The sequence below is a fragment of the Mycobacterium sp. NPDC050853 genome (assembly GCF_040653875.1).
Taxonomy (GTDB): Bacteria; Actinomycetota; Actinomycetes; order Mycobacteriales; family Mycobacteriaceae; genus Mycobacterium.
The window spans coordinates 170,149-189,122 of sequence record NZ_JBFAGW010000008.1 but is presented as its reverse complement, the minus strand read 5'-3'; the positions used below and the strand labels follow the sequence as shown (position 1 = coordinate 189,122).

19 protein-coding genes and 3 tRNA genes are annotated in these 18,974 nt (G+C 65.4%); 13 read left to right on the top strand and 9 right to left on the bottom strand.

The genetic code is table 11. The annotated features are described in order from the left end of the window. The 3 genes from AB0H22_RS22330 to AB0H22_RS22320 form a co-directional block, all read right to left on the bottom strand. Positions 1 to 182 (bottom strand): PPE domain-containing protein (locus tag AB0H22_RS22330; protein ID WP_358149018.1); only part of this gene is annotated, 182 nt, incomplete at its 3' end. A 5-nt stretch (positions 183 to 187) separates the two neighbouring features. After that, positions 188 to 496, bottom strand: a complete 309-nt coding sequence (locus tag AB0H22_RS22325) for a PE family protein (protein WP_358149016.1) — start codon at positions 494 to 496, stop codon at positions 188 to 190. 639 nt (positions 497 to 1,135) lie between these two features. After that, positions 1,136 to 1,218, bottom strand: a tRNA-Leu gene (locus AB0H22_RS22320). Positions 1,219 to 1,476: 258 nt separating this feature from the next. On the opposite strand from AB0H22_RS22320, the gene AB0H22_RS22315 reads away from it, so the two are divergent. From AB0H22_RS22315 to pknB, 7 genes are all read left to right on the top strand, one after another. Beyond that, positions 1,477 to 2,847 carry a DUF3662 and FHA domain-containing protein gene (locus AB0H22_RS22315; RefSeq protein WP_180752311.1) on the top strand — a complete coding sequence of 457 codons (1,371 nt, stop codon included), beginning with the start codon at positions 1,477 to 1,479 and terminating at the stop codon, positions 2,845 to 2,847. Between the two features lie 195 nt (positions 2,848 to 3,042). Next, a complete protein-coding gene (locus AB0H22_RS22310) occupies positions 3,043 to 3,507 on the top strand; it encodes an FHA domain-containing protein (protein ID WP_180752310.1) in 465 nt (154 codons plus the stop codon). Further along, on the top strand, positions 3,504 to 5,027 hold the full coding sequence (locus AB0H22_RS22305; RefSeq protein ID WP_180752309.1) for a protein phosphatase 2C domain-containing protein: 1,524 nt from the start codon (positions 3,504 to 3,506) through the stop codon (positions 5,025 to 5,027). The genes AB0H22_RS22310 and AB0H22_RS22305 overlap by 4 nt, the downstream gene beginning before the upstream one ends. Next, positions 5,024 to 6,457: an FtsW/RodA/SpoVE family cell cycle protein gene (locus AB0H22_RS22300; protein ID WP_180752308.1), complete on the top strand. Its 1,434-nt coding sequence runs from the start codon at positions 5,024 to 5,026 to the stop codon at positions 6,455 to 6,457. The genes AB0H22_RS22305 and AB0H22_RS22300 overlap by 4 nt, the downstream gene beginning before the upstream one ends. Beyond that, on the top strand, positions 6,454 to 7,968 hold the full coding sequence (gene pbpA, locus AB0H22_RS22295; RefSeq protein ID WP_180752307.1) for a D,D-transpeptidase PbpA: 1,515 nt from the start codon (positions 6,454 to 6,456) through the stop codon (positions 7,966 to 7,968). Before AB0H22_RS22300 ends, pbpA begins: the two co-directional genes overlap by 4 nt. After that, a complete protein-coding gene (locus AB0H22_RS22290; protein WP_180752306.1) occupies positions 7,965 to 9,227 on the top strand; it encodes a serine/threonine-protein kinase in 1,263 nt (420 codons plus the stop codon). The genes pbpA and AB0H22_RS22290 overlap by 4 nt, the downstream gene beginning before the upstream one ends. Next, complete coding sequence (gene pknB, locus AB0H22_RS22285) at positions 9,227 to 11,113, top strand: Stk1 family PASTA domain-containing Ser/Thr kinase (RefSeq protein WP_180752305.1); 1,887 nt, start codon at positions 9,227 to 9,229, stop codon at positions 11,111 to 11,113. The genes AB0H22_RS22290 and pknB overlap by 1 nt, the downstream gene beginning before the upstream one ends. Positions 11,114 to 11,138: 25 nt before the next feature. On the opposite strand, the gene AB0H22_RS22280 is transcribed toward pknB, so the two are convergent. Beyond that, complete coding sequence (locus AB0H22_RS22280; protein ID WP_180752304.1) at positions 11,139 to 11,813, bottom strand: aminodeoxychorismate/anthranilate synthase component II; 675 nt, start codon at positions 11,811 to 11,813, stop codon at positions 11,139 to 11,141. A 67-nt stretch (positions 11,814 to 11,880) separates the two neighbouring features. Continuing rightward, on the bottom strand, positions 11,881 to 12,597 hold the full coding sequence (locus tag AB0H22_RS22275; RefSeq protein ID WP_180752314.1) for a DUF881 domain-containing protein: 717 nt from the start codon (positions 12,595 to 12,597) through the stop codon (positions 11,881 to 11,883). Between the two features lie 188 nt (positions 12,598 to 12,785). Between AB0H22_RS22275 and crgA the strand changes: the two genes are divergently transcribed. From crgA to AB0H22_RS22250, 5 genes are all read left to right on the top strand, one after another. Further along, positions 12,786 to 13,049, top strand: coding sequence for a cell division protein CrgA (gene crgA, locus AB0H22_RS22270; protein WP_180752303.1), 264 nt, complete (start codon positions 12,786 to 12,788; stop codon positions 13,047 to 13,049). A 109-nt stretch (positions 13,050 to 13,158) separates the two neighbouring features. Continuing rightward, positions 13,159 to 13,584 carry a PH domain-containing protein gene (locus tag AB0H22_RS22265; RefSeq protein ID WP_358149011.1) on the top strand — a complete coding sequence of 142 codons (426 nt, stop codon included), beginning with the start codon at positions 13,159 to 13,161 and terminating at the stop codon, positions 13,582 to 13,584. 72 nt (positions 13,585 to 13,656) lie between these two features. Continuing rightward, on the top strand, positions 13,657 to 14,556 hold the full coding sequence (locus AB0H22_RS22260) for a class I SAM-dependent methyltransferase (protein WP_358149009.1): 900 nt from the start codon (positions 13,657 to 13,659) through the stop codon (positions 14,554 to 14,556). Between the two features lie 158 nt (positions 14,557 to 14,714). Then, positions 14,715 to 15,683 (top strand): SAM-dependent methyltransferase, encoded by a 969-nt coding sequence (locus AB0H22_RS22255; RefSeq protein ID WP_358149008.1) that lies wholly within the window; start codon positions 14,715 to 14,717, stop codon positions 15,681 to 15,683. 114 nt (positions 15,684 to 15,797) lie between these two features. Then, positions 15,798 to 16,688 (top strand): SAM-dependent methyltransferase, encoded by an 891-nt coding sequence (locus AB0H22_RS22250; protein ID WP_358149006.1) that lies wholly within the window; start codon positions 15,798 to 15,800, stop codon positions 16,686 to 16,688. A 1-nt stretch (position 16,689) separates the two neighbouring features. On the opposite strand, the gene AB0H22_RS22245 is transcribed toward AB0H22_RS22250, so the two are convergent. Together AB0H22_RS22245 and AB0H22_RS22240 are read right to left on the bottom strand one after the other, a co-directional pair. Next, positions 16,690 to 17,436, bottom strand: a complete 747-nt coding sequence (locus tag AB0H22_RS22245) for a rhomboid family intramembrane serine protease (RefSeq protein ID WP_358149058.1) — start codon at positions 17,434 to 17,436, stop codon at positions 16,690 to 16,692. Positions 17,437 to 17,562: 126 nt separating this feature from the next. After that, a complete protein-coding gene (locus tag AB0H22_RS22240) occupies positions 17,563 to 18,099 on the bottom strand; it encodes a peptidylprolyl isomerase (protein ID WP_180752297.1) in 537 nt (178 codons plus the stop codon). 149 nt (positions 18,100 to 18,248) lie between these two features. Here AB0H22_RS22240 and cwsA point away from each other — a divergent pair, with 149 nt between their 5' ends. Continuing rightward, positions 18,249 to 18,644, top strand: a complete 396-nt coding sequence (gene cwsA / locus AB0H22_RS22235) for a cell wall synthesis protein CwsA (RefSeq protein ID WP_358149003.1) — start codon at positions 18,249 to 18,251, stop codon at positions 18,642 to 18,644. 31 nt (positions 18,645 to 18,675) lie between these two features. On the opposite strand, the gene AB0H22_RS22230 is transcribed toward cwsA, so the two are convergent. Both AB0H22_RS22230 and AB0H22_RS22225 read right to left on the bottom strand, forming a co-directional pair. Further along, positions 18,676 to 18,748, bottom strand: a tRNA-Ala gene (locus AB0H22_RS22230). Positions 18,749 to 18,874: 126 nt separating this feature from the next. Beyond that, a tRNA-Ile gene (locus tag AB0H22_RS22225) sits at positions 18,875 to 18,951 on the bottom strand. Positions 18,952 to 18,974 lie beyond the last annotated feature (23 nt).

Genomic DNA, 18,974 nt, shown 5'->3' with positions numbered 1-18,974 from the left:
TGCCAGGGTCCGGCAGTGGTGGCAGCGAGCAGCTGGGTCAACTCCGTTGCCGCGGTGGCGTACTGCGTCGAGAGCGCCTGCCACTGCGCGGCCGCGGCCAACAGCGCACCGGGACCGGGGCCACTGGATAGCAATGTGGAATGGACCTCGGGAGGTGAGGCCATCCAGATGGGCGCGGACACCGGTCCTAGCCCCGCGCCATCATGTACGTCGCAGCGGCCTGCAAGTCGCCTGTGGTGTAACTGGCGGCAGACTCCGAGATACCCAGACCAGCACGGCCCAGCTCCTCAACGGCCAGGGCGGCCACACCGGTGTGCTCCACACCGCGCACGCTGAACGCGGCCGCGGTCTCCAGTGACACCGGATCGGCAGCAGGCGGCACCACGGCACCGATCACCGGAGCGGCCACTGCGTGAGCCGCGGCCAAACGCGCGGTGAGCGCCTCAACCGCGGCACTGGTGGCGAGCAGGCCTTCCGGAACGACATTGAGATTCATCGTGGGTACTCCCTTCCCTGAGCAGCATGTTCAATGACGAGCGAACTAGCGGCCGATGCCTGCCCGGGGGCTTCATCATCGGATGGCGCTCCGCCCAGGCGCCGTAGAGAGATAGCTGTACCAATCACTGGTGATCGACAGGTCTCGCGAATCGGCGGCCGCATGGGGGTTAAGTTAGCATCACCTAATTGTGCTGTCGATAGTTCGCTCAGCATCAATATGCAGAGTCTGACCTGTTTAATTATCAGACAGATAGATTGCTGAATTCCATCCGGTATTACCCTCTGTTCCCGGCTTTCGAGCGTGACCTGGGCGGATCGTGGTCTTGCCGCAGAGAAACCGGCGGCGTGCGCTATGCCGCCAACACGGACGATGGCTGCACAGTTGTGTCATAGGTCACTAGCAACGGACCGGCTACCGCCCCGGACCCCGCGCGGTCAGTCGAGCGGGCGGTCCGAAAGCGCCGCGAGAGGTCGTCACCATCACTGAGGCCCAGGGATGCAAGTGCCGGGAACCCGGTTGGCGGACCCGCACATATGGAGTGAATCGACACCTCGCGGTAAGGCCGAGACAACGAAGGCCGGGAACCCCTCAGGGTCTCCGGCCTTCCGTCATTGGGCTTCCTGGCCCACTATCTTGTGGGCGAAGGGGGACTTGAACCCCCACGTCCCGAAGGACACTGGCACCTGAAGCCAGCGCGTCTGCCATTCCGCCACTCGCCCCAACGACCGCGGCAGCTTATCACGGTCGCGGACCCACCTCCGAACCGAGAATGACCCGGCGAAAGCCCGTCCACCCACGCCAATCCCAACAAACCTCGTGCATAGAAGGCCTCTTGGTGCCAAGACGATGTCGTCTCGTAATAGAGGAGTGGGTCCCGACGATCATCAAACCGATACCATCTAGTCGAGATCCGCTCGCGGCGGTGCACTGTGCCATGCGCCCAGAACCTGCCGTGCGATCGCCGAAAGGAGGAAGGCATGGGAATTGTCCAACGCTTCGAGCGCAAGCTCGAGGACGTGGTCGGCGATGCCTTCGCCCGCGTCTTCGGCGGCAGCATCGTCCCGCAGGAAGTGCAGGCCTCGCTGCGTCGCGAGGCCGCCGATGGAGTCAGGTCAGCGGGCCAGGGGCGGCTGCTGGCTCCCAACGAGTTCTTTGTTCTCCTCAGCACCGGAGATCACGAGAAGGCGGCGGACGACCGCGATCTCAACGCAGACACGTTCGCCGAACACCTGCGCGAATATGTTCGCGATCAAGGGTGGCAAACGTATGGTGAAGTTGTTGTCCGATTCGAACAATCACCTAGCTTGCACACCGGCCAATTTCGTACGCGCGGTGTAGTCAATCCCGATACCCAGCGGGACCATATGCACCAGGCCCCTTCGACCCCGGATTCACAACCAGGAGCACCCATGACTGACAACCCAGGTCCCCAGCAGGGACGCCCCGGCGAAGAGTACGGCCGAGATGACGACCGGTACGGGCGTCCCGATCAGGATCCGCGTGGTCAGCAGCCGCAGGGCGACCAGGGCTACCCCCCGCGCCAGGGCGGCCACGAGGGCGGAGGCTACGGCCAGCAGTACCCACAGGACTACGGTCGTCCACCGGCCGGCTACGAGCAGGGCGGCTACCAGCCGCGTCCGCCGCAGCAGGGCGGATACGACCAGCCCGGGCGTGGGGGCTACGACCAGGGTGGCTACGGCGCACCCCCACAGCAAGGCGGCGGGGACTACGGCCGTCCCCCCGCTCCTCCGCAGCAGGGTGGCTACGGCGCACCCCCACAGCAAGGCGGCTACGGCGAGCCTCCTCGCCCGACCTACGGCGAGTACGAGCAGGGCGGCCCGGGTGGCGGATACAGCTCCCCGCAGGGTCCCCCTCCGGGCCAGGATTACGGTCGCCCCCCCGGCTACCCACAGCAGGGTGGCTACGGCGCACCGCCGCAGCAGGGCGGATACGGATCACCCCAGGGTGGTTACGGTGAGCCCGAATACGGCGACTACGAGCACGGCGGCTACCAGAGCAGCCCCGATTACGGCGCTCCCGCGAGCAGCCCGGGTGCCGGTCGCACCACGGTTACCTTGCAGCTGGACGACGGCAGCGGCCGCACCTACCAGTTGCGTGAGGGCACCAATGTGATCGGCCGTGGACAGGACGCGCAGTTCCGGCTGCCTGACACGGGCGTTTCTCGCCGTCACCTCGAGGTGCGCTTCGACGGGCACGCCGCCCTGCTGTCGGATCTCAATTCGACCAACGGCACCACCGTCAACAACGCGCCGGTCACCGAGTGGCAGTTGGCCGACGGCGACATCATCCGGCTGGGCCACTCCGAGATCATCGTTCGGGTGCAGTAGGACCGCACCCCACAACACCACGTTCGAGACAGGCTGCACATATCGGGCCCCGTCGGGTAACCCGGCCAAGTATCGTTGCTCTGCCGAGCCATAACCATCCGGCGTCGACGATCCACCGGGTACGTCTCGGTAGGGTCCAGTCTGCCGGACACCCTCGCCGAGGCGCGACGGACCAGCGAGAGGAACGACAACCGGATGCAGGGACTGGTGCTCCAGCTCACCCGCGGGGGGTTCCTGTTGCTGCTGTGGGTGTTCATCTGGTCGGTCCTGCGCATCCTGCGCACCGATATTTACGCACCGACCGGGCAGCTGATGGCCAATCGGGGGCTGAACCTGCGTTCCATTCGCCCCGCTAAGGCCGGCCGGCGACAGATGCAGTACCTGCTGGTGACCGAAGGTGCGCTGGCGGGCACACGGATCACGCTCGGCACGCAGCCCATCTTGATCGGCCGGGCCGACGACTCCACATTGGTCCTCACCGACGATTACTCCTCGACGCGGCACGCGCGGCTATCGCCACGCGGATCGGATTGGTACGTGGAGGATCTAGGATCGACCAACGGCACATATCTGGATAGGGAGAAGGTGACGACGGCGCTGCGGGTTCCCCAGGGGATGCCGGTACGTATCGGCAAAACAGTGATCGAGCTGCGCTCGTGACGCTGGTGCTGCGCTACGCGGCGCGTAGCGATCGCGGACTGGTGCGGTCGAACAACGAGGACTCGGTCTATGCCGGGGCGCGCCTGCTGGCGTTAGCCGACGGTATGGGCGGTCATGCAGCCGGTGAGGTTGCCTCCCAGCTGGTCATCGCGGCGCTGGCACCGCTCGACGACGACGAACCCGGTGGCGACCTGCTGGACACCCTGGCCGACGCGGTGTACTCCGGCAACGCGGCAATCGCCGATCATGTGCGCGCCGAACCCGAGCTGGATGGGATGGGCACCACCCTGACGGCGTTCCTGTTCACGGGAAAACGGCTGGGCATGGTGCATATCGGCGACTCGCGCGCTTACCTCATGCGTGACGGTGAGCTCAGCCAGATCTCCAAGGACGACACCTTCGTCCAAACCCTTGTCGACGAGGGTCGGATCACCCCGGAGCAAGCCCACAACCATCCGCAACGCTCGCTCATCATGCGTGCGCTCACCGGTACACCGGTCGAGCCGACGCTCATCATGCGCGAGGCACATGCGGGGGACAGATACCTGCTCTGTTCGGACGGGCTCTCCGATCCGGTGAGCCACGAAACCATCGCCGAGGCGTTGGAGATCGCCGATGTCTCCGCTGCGGCCGATCGGCTCATCGAATTGGCGCTGCGCAGCGGTGGACCCGACAACGTCACCGTCGTCGTCGCCGACGTCGTGGAGCTGGACTACGGACAGACCCGGCCGATCGTGGCGGGGGCGGTATCCGCCGATGCCGACACCGACACTCCGCCGCCGAACACGGCCGCCGGACGTGCCGCCGCGATTCAGCGGGCCCTGAAAGAGCCTGAGCCTGCGGCAGACGAAACCGATACCGAGACAACCGAATCCGATACCGCTAAGCCCAAGAAACACCGTCTGCGCTGGCTGATAGCCGCGGTACTCGTGGTGCTGGTCGCGTTGGCCGGGCTGGCCATCGGACGCCGCGTGGTGCTCAACAACTATTACGTGAGTGCCTACGAGGGCAACGTCTCCATCATGCAGGGAGTCCAAGGCGCGCTGCTGGGCTACCGACTGCAACGGCCGGACCTTGTCGGTTGCCTCGACTCCCGCGGAGACATGTCGCTGGTGAGCTACGGCGAGCCCGCATCCGGTCTGTCCTGCAAGTACTTCAAGGTGTCGGACCTGCGCCCGTCCGAGCGTCAGCAGGTCGAGACCGGCCTGCCCGGCGGCACCCTCGACGAGGCCATCGGCCAGCTGCGCCAGCTCACCAAGAACGCGCTGCCGCCGTGCCCACCGCCCGCACCCAAGACTCCGACAACAACACAGCCTTCGCCCACGCCCGTCACGTCGGGACGCACCCCGTCCACCACATCCGGTCCCGCGACAGCCACGACGACCACAACTACCCGGCCGTCTCCTACGCCTACGTCCACAACGAGCCCTGGCGCCAGCACCACACCGTCCACATCTGCGCCGGCACCTTTGCCTGCGCCCCCACAAGAACCGGGTGTCACCTGCCGGACCGTGTCATGACGACGGCGCCCCAAACCGCTGTCGTGCCCAGCGTGGGAGGCAATGTGCAGCCCGCACAGCCGACACGACGCAGCGCGGAGTTGGGGCTTCTAGGATTCGCTGCCGCCATCACCACCGTCGCCCTGATCCTCGTGGAGGCCAATCTCGAACGCGGTCTGTCGCTGGACCTGCTGAAGTATGGCCTTGCCTATCTGGTCCTGTTTGCACTGGCCCACTTCGCAATTCGGCGCTACGCCCCCTACGCCGATCCGCTGTTGCTGCCCTGTGTGGCGTTGCTTAACGGCCTCGGCCTAGTGATGATCCATCGGCTGGATCTAGCGAAGGTGGCCGCCGGCGAGGGCGACGGCACACTGGAAGCCAATGCGCAGGTGCTGTGGACGCTGGTGGGTGTCGCCGCACTCATCGGGGTGCTGGCGACCGTCAAGGACCACCGGATGCTGGCACGGTACGGGTACACCTTCGGGATTATCGGCATCGTATTGCTGGCCATTCCAGCGCTGCTCCCCTCCTCGGTCTCCGAACAGAACGGGGCCAAGATCTGGATCGAGTTGCCGTTCTTGTCGATTCAGCCCGCCGAGGCCGCCAAGATTCTGTTGCTCGTATTCTTCGCCGCCTTCCTGATGACCAAGCGCGATCTGTTCCGCACCGCGGGGCGGAGTTATTGGGGTGTGGAGTCACCACGCGCCAGAGACCTGGGGCCCCTGCTAGCCGTCTGGGCAATATCGGTGGGAGTCATGGTCTTTGAGAAGGACCTGGGCACCTCGCTGCTGCTCTACACCTCGTTCCTGACCGTGCTGTACATCGCGACGGCGCGGATCAGCTGGGTGCTAATCGGGCTCGGTCTCTTCGCCGCCGGCGCATTCTTGGCGTACTTCCTGTTTGCGCACGTGCGCGTGCGCGTAGAAACCTGGCTCGACCCCTTCGCCGACGCGGACGGTAACGGGTACCAGATGATGCAGTCCCTGTTCAGCTTCGCCACCGGAGGCATTTTCGGCACCGGCCTGGGGAACGGTCAGCCGGGCACAGTGCCCGCCGCCTCAACCGATTTCATCATCGCCGCCATCGGGGAGGAACTCGGGCTGGTGGGCCTAGCCGGTGTGCTGTTGGTATTCACCATCCTCATCGTCCGCGGCTTCCGCACCTCACTGGCCGTCCGAGACAGCTTCGGCAAGTTGCTGGCCTCCGGACTATCTGCGGCGCTGGCACTGCAGCTGTTCATCGTCGTCGGCGGCGTCACCAAACTGATCCCGCTGACGGGCCTCACCACGCCCTGGATCTCCTATGGCGGGTCGTCGCTGGTGTCCAATTACGTGCTGCTGGCCATCCTGCTGCGCATCTCGCATATCGCGCGCCGGCCGCTCACCACCAATGCCGCGCCCAACGCAGCCCCCATCGCGGAAGCCCGCACGGAACTGATCGACCGCGTATGAACACATCGATCCGCCGGGTGTCTCTCGTCGTCATGGGACTGATCGTGCTGCTCCTGGGCAATGTCACCCTCACCCAGGTTTTCACGGCGCCCGGACTGCGCGCCGATCCCCGTAACCAGCGGGTGCTTCTCGACGAGTACTCGCGTCAGCGGGGACAGATATCGGCGAGCGGGCAGCTGCTTGCGTCCTCGGTGGCCACCGACAGCCGGTTCCGCTTCCTGCGGCAGTACGCGGACCCGCTGGTGTACGCACCGGTCACCGGCTTCTACTCACTCAACTACTCGAGCACCGGGCTGGAGCGCGCCGAGGACACCGTGCTCAACGGATCCGATCCCCGGCTGTTCGGACGGCGGCTCGCGGACTTCTTCACGGGTCGTGACCCGCGGGGCGGCAGCGTGGTCACCACCATCCGCCCCGATGTGCAGCAGGCCGCCTATGACGCCATGCACCGCGGCTGCAAGGACGGCTGTCGCGGCTCCGTGGTGGCACTGGAGCCCTCCACCGGAAAGATTCTCGCGATGGTCTCGACACCCTCATATGACCCCAATCTGCTCGCCAGCCAGGACTCCGCGAAAGAGAATGAGGCCTGGAAGCGTCTGGGGGAGGATCCGGCGCAGCCGATGCTCAATCGCGCCATCTCGCAGACGTACCCGCCCGGCTCGACCTTCAAGGTGATCACAACGGCCGCGGCGCTGGCCGACGGCAAGACGGTCAACACCGAGGTAACCGCCTCTCCGACGATCTTCCTGCCGGGCAGCAATGCCACCCTGGAGAACTACAACAGGGCCTCCTGCGGTGGCGGCGACACCACCTCGCTCAAGGAGGCGTTTGCGCGCTCCTGTAACACCGCCTTCGCCAAACTGGGTGCCGAACAACTCAAGCGCGACAAACTGGTCAAGGCGGCACAGGCATTCGGCCTCGACCGCGAGCTCGACGGCATCCCGCTCCAAGTAGCCACCTCCACAGTCGGTCCGATGTCCGACGACGCTGCCGTCGCGATGTCGAGCATCGGGCAGAAGGATGTCGCGATGACCCCCCTGCAGAATGCGATGGTCGCCGCGGCCGTCGCCAACAAGGGCGTGCTGATGCAACCGCATCTGGTCGATAGCCTTAAGGGTCCAGACCTTTCCAATTTGTCCACCACCACCACCGATGACATCGGCCAGGCCGTGTCACCTGCTATCGCGAACACATTGACCGAACTGATGATTGCCTCAGAACAGCGCACCGCACAGACCGGTGCCATCCCCAGCGTGCAGATCGCATCGAAGACCGGCACCGCCGAGCACGGCACCGATCCACGCAACACCCCGCCGCACGCGTGGTACATCGCCTTCGCCCCGGCATCGAGCACACCGTCGGATGCACAGTCCTCCGCGATGACCCCCAAGGTCGCCATCGCAGTCCTCGTCGAAGATGGCGGAGACCGCGCCCTGGCGGCCACCGGCGGCTCTGTCGCCGCACCCATCGGCCGCCAGGTCATCGCCGCCGCACTACAGGGAGCCTCATGACGGTACGTGTGGGAGAGACGCTTTCGGGTCGCTATCGGTTGCAGCGGCTCATCGCCACCGGCGGTATGGGCCAGGTGTGGGAGGGTGTCGACAGTCGGCTGGGCCGCAAGGTCGCCGTCAAGGTACTCAAGGCCGAGTTCTCCTCGGACCCAGAGTTCATCGAGCGGTTCCGGGCCGAGGCGCGCACCGTCGCGATGCTCAACCATCCGGGGATCGCCAGCGTGTACGACTACGGCGAAACCGATATCGACAGCGAGGGCCGCACCGCCTACCTGGTCATGGAGCTGGTCCACGGCGAACCGTTGAACTCGGTGCTCAAGCGCACCGGTCGCCTGTCGCTGCGCCACTCCTTGGACATGCTGGAGCAGACCGGCCGCGCCCTGCAAGTAGCCCACGCCGCGGGCCTGGTGCATCGCGACGTGAAACCGGGCAACATCCTGATCACGCCCACCGGTCAGGTCAAGCTCACCGACTTCGGCATCGCCAAGGCCGTCGACGCCGCCCCGGTCACCCAGACCGGCATGGTGATGGGCACCGCCCAATACATCGCACCCGAGCAGGCGCTGGGACACGACGCCACCCCGGCCAGTGATGTCTACGCGCTGGGAGTCGTTGGATACGAAGCGGTTTCGGGTAAGCGCCCGTTCTCCGGGGACGGCGCGCTGACGGTCGCGATGAAGCACATCAAGGAAACGCCCTCGCCGCTGCCCGCCGATCTGCCACCGAACGTGCGCGAGCTCATCGAGATCACGCTGGTGAAGAACCCCCAGAACCGCTACACCACCGGCGGTCTATTCGCCGATGCGGTGGCCGCGGTGCGTGCCGGTCGACGCCCGCCACGACCCAACCAGGCGCCGACCATAAGCAGGGCCACGCCGGCGGCCATCCCGCCTGCCACTGCGGTCCGGCCCGCCGTCGGGGCACCCAGCCGGGTCGCTCCTCCCACCTCCCGGACACGCCAGCCAACGGGCTCGCACCGGCCGCCGCCACCCCGCCGCGGCACGTTCTCACCCGGCCAGAAGGCCCTTATGTGGGCTGCCGCGGTGCTGGGCATCTTCGCGATCATCATCGCGGCGCTCATCCTCCTGCGCGCCAGTGAGCAGAAGAATGACTCGCCGACCACCCCGGCAACGGTCCCCAGCAGCGAAGCACCCTCAAGCCCAGCTTCAGCTTCGCCAGGAGCGCTTGCGCCAGCTAATATCGTGGCTCTGCTTCCGGTCGCCGAACCGGACCCTAGCCCTGGGATGAAATCACCCTAATGACCACTCCGCAGCACCTCTCGGACCGCTACGAGCTGGGGGAGATCCTCGGCTATGGCGGCATGTCCGAGGTTCACCTGGCGCGCGACCAGCGGCTGAACCGCGACGTCGCGATCAAGGTGCTGCGCGCAGACCTGGCCCGGGACCCGAGCTTCTATCTGCGTTTCCGCAGGGAGGCACAGAACGCCGCCGCACTGAACCATCCGGCGATCGTCGCGGTCTACGACACCGGTGAAGCCGAGACGCCCACCGGGCCACTGCCCTACATCGTGATGGAGTACGTCGACGGCATCACGCTGCGTGACATCGTCAAGGATGACGGCCCCATGCCGATCCGCCGGGCGATCGAGGTCGTCGCCGACTCCTGCCAGGCGCTCAACTTCAGCCACCAGCACGGCATCATCCACCGCGACGTCAAGCCCGCCAACATCATGATCAGCAAGACCGGCGCGGTGAAAGTGATGGACTTCGGAATCGCGCGCGCGGTGTCGGACGCGGGCGTCAGCGTGACCCAGACGGCAGCGGTTATCGGTACCGCGCAGTACCTTTCGCCGGAGCAGGCTCGCGGCGAGACCGTGGACGCGCGCTCCGACGTCTACTCGCTGGGCTGCGTCTTATACGAATTGCTCACCGGAGAGCCACCTTTCGTCGGCGATTCACCCGTTGCGGTGGCCTACCAGCATGTGCGTGAAGACCCGGTAGCGCCGTCCAAGCGCAACCCGGAAATTCCGCCCGGCCTGGATTCCGTTGTGCTCAAAGCACTTTCGAAGAACCCCGATAATCGGTATCAGAATGCGGCGGAGATGCGCACCGACCTGATGCGCGTGTATCAGGGTGAGCAGCCCGACGCCCCTAAGGTCCTCACCGACGCCGAGCGCAGCTCGATGCTCAATACACCCCCCAACACCAAGGCATTTCCGAGCTCCGGATCGCAGACCGGTCAGCTTTCGAACCATTACGCGGAGCCCCGGCGGAATCCGCTGAGCCGCTGGCTGGTTGGCCTTGCTGCACTGGTGGTACTCACCGTGGTGGTCACGTTCGCGATCATCTGGGGCAGCGGACCGTCTCGGGATGTGCAGGTTCCCGACGTGACGGGCAAGTCTCAGTCCGAGGCCGTGGCGGCCCTGCAGAACCTCGGCTTCAAAACCAAGATCCAAAAGAACACGAGCTCAAAGCTGTCCCCCGACAAGGTCATTGACACCGATCCCGCGAAGGGCTCTACGGTGTCGGCGGGCTCGGAGGTCACTCTGAACGTGTCCATCGGGCCGGAGAGCCAGCAGGTACCCGACTGCCACGGCCTCAGTTTCGGCGACGCGGTGAAGAAGCTGCAGAGCGCCGGTTTCAAGGGCACCTTCACCCAGAGCGAGACCAAGTCATTGCCCGAGGACAAGGGCAGGGTCATGGCCACCAACCCATCTGCCGGCCAGTACTCGGCCGTCACCAACAACATCACCATCGTTGTCGGCAAGGGTCCCGGCGAGAAGCCCGCGCCGGATCTCGTCGGTCAGAACATCGATGTCGCCCTCAAGAACCTGCCCACCTACGGATTCACCGCACCACCCACCGTGATTCAGATTCCCAGCCCAGAAGCGAAGGGGCAGATTCTGAGCACGAATCCTCCTGCCGGAACGATGTTCCCAGAGGACGGCGTCATTGAGATCCGGGTGTCCCAAAGCGGGCAGTTCCGCATGCCAAATCTCGTAGGCAAGTTCTGGACCGATGCCGAGCCGATGCTGTACCAGGCCGGATGGCAAGGCGGGGGCCTATCGACCGAGGACGTGCCCTCCGACGGCAACAACAGGGCCCGCGTGGTTTCACAGGATCCGCCGGCCGGCGCGGGTGCCCCGTTCAACGGCCCGATCCGGCTGCGCTTCGGACAGAGCTAAATCCCGTACGCAGACGGTTCCTCGGTTAGCCGCCGAGGGCGGCGACCCGGCCGGAAACCCCGTTCAGCGCCGTAGCGACCTCGACCTCGAGCGACCGCACCAGCGATTCGTCAAGGGGCGCACCGCAGTAGGTGAGCCAGTTGGCCAACATTCGGTGCCCGCCCTCCGTGAGGATCGACTCGGGGTGGAACTGCACCCCGTGGATCGGCAGCTCGGTGTGCATGACGCCCATGATCACGCCGCTGGCGGTCCGGGCGATCACCCGGAGCTCATCGGGCACGGTGTCGGGCAGGATGGTCAGCGAGTGATATCTGGTGGCCGTGAACGGATTCGACAGGCCGCGCAGGACTCCGGCGTCCTCGTGCTCGACGGAGCTCGTCTTGCCGTGCAACAGCTCCGGAGCGCGATCGACGGTACCGCCGAACGCCACCCCAATCGCCTGATGTCCCAGGCACACCCCGAGTAGCGGAGTGCCCGTCTTCGCACACGAATGAACCATCGCGATGGACACGCCCGCGCTCTCCGGCGTGCCCGGACCGGGGCTGATCAGCACGCCGTCGAAGTCAGCGGCCACCGCATCGGTATCCGCCAACCGTGGGTCGTCGTTGCGCCACACCGTCGCGTCCACACTGAGCTGACCCAGGTACTGGACCAGGTTGAACACGAAGCTGTCGTAGTTGTCGACCACGAGGATGCGCACAGATCAAGGGTACGGACACGCGCCAGCGGTTTCCCCGCCGGTTCCCAGCCGGTTTACAAGCTGACGCCTACCGACCCTCCAACGGAATCGCGCGGCCCGGCCCGACCGCGTCCCGGTATCCGGCCACCTCAAGGTGATGCCCGCGATTCACCGTGTACCCCAAGCCAAATCGCGCCACGTATTGCCGATACAAGTTCACCAGCGGCGCGGCGTCGAGCGCTGCCTGCATGGCATCGGCATCTCCGATGGCCGTGATCACGTACGGCGGGCTATAGGTGCGGCCGTGTAGCAGCAGCGTGTTGCCCACGCATCGGGGCACCGACCCGGCTACCAGCCGCTGGTCATCCTGCATCTGAATGGCCTCGGCGCCCGCGCTCCACAGCGCATTGAGCACGCCCTCGACATCCTGCTGGTGCACCACCAGGTCGTCCGGGGACGCATCCCTGGGGAACCGGCCGTACGCGTCGCGCTTGGCATCGGTGAGCGTCACCACCAGCCCGGGGCCGGTGACGGGCCGCACGCCCGCGGCATCGGCCATCTCGCCGGTTTCGGCGAGCGCCGCCGCCACCTGACTATCACCGCCCGCCGACTGCTGGCGTGCGTCGGCCATCTCATTCGCCAGGCCGTCGCGGGTGGCACTGAGCTTGTCTACCGACTTCTGCGTCTCGCGCACCAGATCCACCAGTCGAGGGGAGGGAGAGTCGCCGCGGCGGATCTCGCTGCCGCCCGACACCGTGTGCGTCGCGGCCAGCAGAAAGCCGGCCAGCGCGCAGACGAGCGGCACGCCGACCCGCCAGATGAGAGGTTTCCGGGGCTCATCGGAGCCTGAACCTCTTCGCGCTAGCGGCTCATCGGCGGTCACCAGAAGATTGTCGCAGCCCTGGGCTGTAACCTGCGTAAGAACCCATTACGACTCCGGCCGCGGCGATCACTCGTCGTGCCGCCCTATCCGAGATGCTCCCGAGGTAGTCGATGCCCAAGTCCAAGGTCCGTAAGAAGTCCGCGTTCAACGCAACCACGGTTAGCCGTACGCCGGTCAAGGTGAAGGCTGGCCCGTCCAGCTTCTGGTTCGTCGCGTTCTTCCTCACCCTCATGCTCATCGGCCTGGCCTGGCTCATGGTCTTCCAGCTCGCCGCACAGCACATCACGTGGATGCTGGATCTGGGCCCGTGGAACTACGCCATCGCGTTTGCCTTCATGATCACGGGGCTGCTGCTGACGATGCGGTGGCGCTGATCATCCGCATGCTGTCGTTGCCGGTGCGGTTAACGCCTGTTTCCGCTGAGTCCACCCTTCAGACACCCAATCACAACGATGTGATTTATCCCCACTGTGGATAACGCCTGTGGATAACTCGCCCGCATCTCCTGCCGAATGGGGCCCGAAACCTGCCGGCATCGCCGCCACGGCCCTTGTTGGTGCCGCCTTCGGCGTCGCCGCCGTCGCACTGGTCTCGGATGCGCCCGGCCGCCTGCTGGCCTCGGTGGCCGCTCTCGGTCTGCTGGGGTTCGCCGCCGTGTCGTGGCGCTGTCGTCCCAAGCTACGTATTGCCGATGACGGACTCGTGCTGCAAGGTCTCACCGGTAGCACGCTGCTGCCCCGCGCCTCGGTGGACTCGGTGAAGGTCACCGAGTTCCGACGGCTTGGTCGACGGGCCCGACTGCTGGAAATTGAATCCGGCGATCGACTGATTGTGCTGAATCGGTGGGATCTCGGCACCGACCCCCGCGATGTCCTCGAAGCGCTGCACGCCGCCCGGTATCGGGCGTGAAAACCGTCACCCGCGTATCGTTGCCTTAGGTAATTATTCCTGGGTAGCGGAACCTTCGAACAAGGCGGGCACATGACACGAACCGACGGCGATCAGTGGGACATTGTCAGTAGCGTCGGCTTCACAGCCCTCATGGTGTCCTCGTTTCGCGCACTCGAGACCACCCGTTCCGAACCGCTCATCCGAGACGAATACGCCCGCGCCTTTGTCGAGGCTTCCGGCGAGCCCCATCTCACCGAGGCCCTGGCGGCGCCGAAACCCGAGTCCGAGTGGGACGCCGCTACCACATATCTTGTCAATCACCTTGCCGTCCGCACCAAGTTTTTCGATGAATTCTTTACTGCTGCAACGGCTTCTGGTATTCGGCAGGCGGTGATCCTGGCGGCCGGCCTCGATGCGCGAGCCTACCGGCTGCCCTGGCCGGACGGCACCGTCGTCTACGAGCTCGATCAGCCGAAGGTCCTCGAGTTCAAAGACCAGGTCCTGGCCGATCAGAAGGCGACACCACTGGCACAGCGGCGCGAAGTAGCCGTCGACCTTCGCGACGACTGGATCGCGGCCCTGGAGACGGCGGGCTTCGACGCGAGCAAGCCGACGGCCTGGCTCGCGGAGGGTCTGCTGGCGTATCTGCCCGGAGCCGCCCAGGACGCACTGTTCGAGAACATCACCGCGCACTCCGCCCCCGGCAGCTTCCTGGCCACCGAGTGGCGCCGGCGAGTGGCCACCGCCGATCAATGGCAAGACGCGGTCAACAAACTCAGGCCGGACTTCGTCAAGGACATCAATATCGGCACCCTTATCTACGACGACGAGCGCAAGGATCCGATCGACTGGCTGCGCGAACACGACTGGCGGGTAGACACCGTCAATCGGCTGGAGCAGGCCGCCACGTATGGGCGACCGGCCCCGAGCGAGCACAGCGAAATCACCTCGCTGTGGTCGGACGCATACTTCATCACCGCCACGCGCTAGCTGTAGGCCGCGCGGGACACAGTTCTGCGCTTACGCGAGAGCTTCCCTCTAGCCTCGACTAGAGTTTCCCATGCAATCACTAAAGAGTGTTCCGTCTGGACCAATGAGCGAAGCGGCAAATGCCTGCGGTTTGACGGCGGGGATGAGGGCTGGGAAGTATGGCTGGCAGTGCGGGTGCCGGCGGGGAGTTCGCCCGTCGGGGCATGCAGATCGAACTGACCATCGCTGCGATGCGCGCGCTCGAATCTCAACGCGCCCAGCCGCTGTCATATGACGAGCACGCCCAGACGATCATCGACGCCGTCGGGGATCCGTACACACGGGCACTCCTGAACATCGGCGTCCGTGAGGATCCGTCGACAGAGAACGAGACCCGCACCTACTTGCTCACCAACTACATGGCGGCGATGTGTCGGTACTTCGACGAAGCCCTGCTCGCTTCCGTGCAGGACGGCGCTCGGCAGGTGGTGCTGCTTGCCGGGGGCCTCGATACCCGCGCCTACCGACTCTCCTGGCCCGCCGGAACCATCGTTTATGAAGTCGACTATCCCGAGGTCCTCACGCTCAAGATGAAGGCGCTCGACAACGCGGGCGCCGAACCCCGGGCGACACAGCGCATGGTCCACTGTGGGCTCGCCGAACAGTGGCAGGCCGAACTGACCTCGGCTGGTTTCGACCCCGACGCTCCCACGGCCTGGCTGGCCGAGGCCGTCATCTCCAACCTCCCGGGCGGCAGCCAAGACGCGATGTTCGAGCGGATCATCGAGATGTCGGCGCCCGGCAGCACGATCGCGACGGATAACGATCCGCTGACCCCGTCGGGGCAGGTGTGGGACGACCTCGTGGACGCCATCGCCCCCGAGACCATCCGCGATGCCGACTACTCGGTGCTCGCGCACTACGACGAACGCACACTTCCCGGTGATTGGCTTGCCGGGCATGGCTGGCTGACCCAGACATGTACGGGTCGTGAGCTGGCACAACGCTATGGTCGCCCGTTCGGCGATGTGCTGGCGCGGGGATTCCAGGATCTTGCGGACCGTCGTTTCCTCACCGCGACACTGCCCACCGACTACCTGGGACGTTCGACGGAACCGCCGGACACGCAAAGAGATCCCGGTCCATAACTGGTACAGGCCGGTAGCTTGCCCGACACCATCACAATTGGGCGCCGTGTCGATAATCTTGAATTCAATGTGCAGAAAGCGGGTGATTCTTTGGATGGCCAAAGGGAAAATGCCGTGACCTCACCTGCGCACAAGTACCAATTCGATCTGATCGCCGCGGCTCTGCGTGCGCTGGAAAGTCAGCGCGGCCATCCGTTGGTCCACGATCCGTTCGCCGCTGTGCTGGTTACCGCCGCGAATGAGCCACTCAGTGGCGCCTTCCTCGCGGCAGGATTTCCCGAGAACCCTTCGGCGGCAGACGGCACCTTTCTTCTCATCAACGCGTCAGGCATCTTCACACGCCACGGCGACGACTTCATCACCACGGAGCTTGGGCTGGGCACCCGGCAAGTCGTGCAGTTCGCCGCGGGCCTGGACACTCGGGCCTACCGGCTCCCATGGCCAACGGATGCGATTCTGTACGAAGTGGACCATCCGCACACGTTGGAGTTCCGCGGTCGCGTCCTCAAGGAACACGGGGCGGTGCCGTGCGTTACCCAGCGTTTGGTGCCCATCGCTGCCTCGACCGACCCTTGGGTGGAAGTCCTGTGCGACGCAGGATTCGATCCCGAACAACCCACCGCGTGGCTCATCGCACCGCTGATCATGGCCGGCCTACCCGGGACTGGTCAGGACCTGCTGTTTGAGCGAATCATCGAGCTGTCCGCGCCTGGCAGCGCCATCTGCAGCGACGCCAATATCTTTATCACCTCGACCGAGACGTGGGATTCAATCGCTGAACCTGTTGTCCCCGAGGACGTTCGGGCCGCCAATTTCTGGATGTTGACATACCCGGATTCGCGCATGCCGCCCGCGGACTGGCTCACGGAGCACGGCTGGATCACCGATGTTCAAACGGCCGCCCAGATCGCCGCGCACTACGAGCGGCCCTTCACCGACGATGTTCCGGACATCGTCAAACAGCACACACAGTGGCAATTTCTCGCCGCCAAGCTGCCGTCGTGACCTATCCGGAGTAGGTCAGAACCTTCGCCAGGATGAGCGCTACCGACAGCGCGATCACCACTGCCGCCAGCACCCACGGCGTCGACGGCTTCTGGACGAGCCCGGACATCCCCGTCCACCGGCACACCTCGCGGTGGTACAGCAGCGCGCCGGCACTGAGCACGCCGAACAACAGCCCACCCATATGGCCGGCCAATGAGATACCCGGCAGCGAGATGCTCAGCCCGATGTTGAGCACCAGCACAATGATGATGGTCTGCGGGTTCAAACGCTCGCGCAGATACAGCACCAGCGCCGCACCCAGCAGGCCGTAGATCGCACCGGAGGCACCGGCCACCAACGCATTTGGGCTGAACCACATCGCGATGGCACTACTGCCGAGCAACGCGGTGCCGTAGATCGTGGCGTACCGCTCGCGACCGAACGCGTGCTCCAGGCCGGGACCGATCATCGCCAGCGAGAGCATATTGACCCCGATGTGCATCAGACCGAAGTGCAGGAAGCCTGCGGTGATGGTGCGCCACAGCTCACCCTGTGCCACCCACGGCAGGTACAGCACCAGGTCCCGGAACAGCGGGCTGGTGGTGACGGCCATCGTCTCGTCGGCGCTTCCCACCACGGCGGCGTACACCAAAACGTTCACGGCGATCAGGGCCCAGGTGATCCAGGCCCGCGCCTGCTGCAACGGTTTGACCCGACGCATCGATTTGGCGCCCTCCGCGACGCATTCCACGCACTGCTGACCCACGGGCGCTGATCGCATGCACGCCGGACACACGGGGCGCCCACACCGCACACAGCGCACCGCGGTGGCCCGGTCCGGGTGCCAAGCGCACCCGTAGACCGGTACCTGTCCGGGATGAGCCATCGGGACCTAGCTGATGGTGATGGAGTTGATGACGACGTCCTCGCTGGGACGGTCACCGCGATCGACGGCGGTGGCAGCGATCGCGTCGACAACCTGCTGCGAGGCCGGGTCGACGACCTCACCGAAGATGGTGTGCTTGCGGTTCAGGTGCGGGGTCTTGCCGACGGTGATGAAGAACTGCGAACCGTTGGTGCCCGGTCCGGCGTTCGCCATGGCCAGCAGGTACGGCTTGTCGAACTGCAGCTCCGGGTGGAACTCGTCGCCGAACTGGTATCCCGGGCCGCCGCGGCCGGTGCCGGTGGGATCGCCGCCCTGGAGCATGAAGCCCTCGATGACGCGGTGGAAGATGGCGCCGTCGTAGAAGGGGCCGCTGGCCTCGCCCTTGGCGTTCTTGGTCGAGTAGTCCTTGCTGCCGTCGGCGAGGCCGACGAAATTGGCCACGGTCTTCGGGGCGTGATTGCCGAACAGCGCGATGACGACGTCGCCACGGTTGGTGTGCAGGGTGGCGGTCTGAGTCTGGATAGGTGAAGTCACGATGACCATCGTGCCACCTGGCGCAGCCCGCTCCGCGAGGCGCCTGCGGCACGCCGCTGCGCCAACTCCTCGCCAGGCGCCGGCGAGTGCGCAAAGATGGCATTGAGCCTTGAACCGTCCGAACCCAGATCACCGCCCAACGAAGGGACCTGCTGACGATGAGCCTGCTGACCAAGACCGATGAACCTGCCGTCAAGCTCACCTCCGGGGAGCGTCTGGTCCGGGGACTCAAGGAGGCGGCACTCGCCCCTATCGACGTCTCACGCGGCACCGCCGGACTCGGCTTCGGGCTGGCGAAGTCCGCGGCGGGCAAGCTGTTCAGTCGGGGCAAGGCGGTGTCATCGGAAGTGCAGGACGCCGTCGCCGATGTGGTTGACACGCTGCCGGAGGTGCTGAGCGCTGCCCGCAAGCGCAAGCTGCCGCGCGCGCTGGCCGGGCTTGCCGTGGTGGGCCTGCTGGGTGCCGGGGCGGTGGCATTCACTGTGCTGCGCCGCTCGGGACAGCCCGAGCCATCGACGCTGGCGCCGAGTGTCGATACGCAACCTCAGCCGTAGGGCTGATCGTCGCGAGCGGGATGGAACTGAGTGGAGCCTAGGAGAATCGAACTCCTGACATCTACCTTGCAAAGGTAGCGCTCTACCAACTGAGCTAAGGCCCCTCACCTGCTGCTGTGTGCCACACTTCCATGTTGTTGCGTGCCACGGTGATTGCGGCCGCGTAGGCCACGCCCAACAGTGCGAGTACCAGCAGCAGCGCTCTCACGTGGCGGACCTCCCAACAAGTGTGGTGGGGCTAGGAGGACTCGAACCTCCGACCTCTTCGTTATCAGCGAAGCGCTCTAACCACCTGAGCTATAGCCCCTTAGACCGAACGCAGAGATTACC

What these genes read in the sequence shown, in the direction of transcription:
- cwsA (WP_358149003.1), top strand. Translation starts at nt 18,249, where the DNA reads ATGAGCCTGCTGACCAAGACCGATGAACCTGCCGTCAAGCTCACCTCC.
- AB0H22_RS22300 (WP_180752308.1), top strand. Translation starts at nt 5,024, where the DNA reads ATGACGACGGCGCCCCAAACCGCTGTCGTGCCCAGCGTGGGAGGCAAT.
- AB0H22_RS22240 (WP_180752297.1), bottom strand. Translation starts at nt 18,099, where the DNA reads ATGGTCATCGTGACTTCACCTATCCAGACTCAGACCGCCACCCTGCAC.
- pbpA (WP_180752307.1), top strand. Translation starts at nt 6,454, where the DNA reads ATGAACACATCGATCCGCCGGGTGTCTCTCGTCGTCATGGGACTGATC.
- crgA (WP_180752303.1), top strand. Translation starts at nt 12,786, where the DNA reads ATGCCCAAGTCCAAGGTCCGTAAGAAGTCCGCGTTCAACGCAACCACG.
- AB0H22_RS22310 (WP_180752310.1), top strand. Translation starts at nt 3,043, where the DNA reads ATGCAGGGACTGGTGCTCCAGCTCACCCGCGGGGGGTTCCTGTTGCTG.
- AB0H22_RS22260 (WP_358149009.1), top strand. Translation starts at nt 13,657, where the DNA reads ATGACACGAACCGACGGCGATCAGTGGGACATTGTCAGTAGCGTCGGC.
- pknB (WP_180752305.1), top strand. Translation starts at nt 9,227, where the DNA reads ATGACCACTCCGCAGCACCTCTCGGACCGCTACGAGCTGGGGGAGATC.
- AB0H22_RS22255 (WP_358149008.1), top strand. Translation starts at nt 14,715, where the DNA reads ATGGCTGGCAGTGCGGGTGCCGGCGGGGAGTTCGCCCGTCGGGGCATG.
- AB0H22_RS22325 (WP_358149016.1), bottom strand. Translation starts at nt 496, where the DNA reads ATGAATCTCAATGTCGTTCCGGAAGGCCTGCTCGCCACCAGTGCCGCG.
- AB0H22_RS22290 (WP_180752306.1), top strand. Translation starts at nt 7,965, where the DNA reads ATGACGGTACGTGTGGGAGAGACGCTTTCGGGTCGCTATCGGTTGCAG.
- AB0H22_RS22315 (WP_180752311.1), top strand. Translation starts at nt 1,477, where the DNA reads ATGGGAATTGTCCAACGCTTCGAGCGCAAGCTCGAGGACGTGGTCGGC.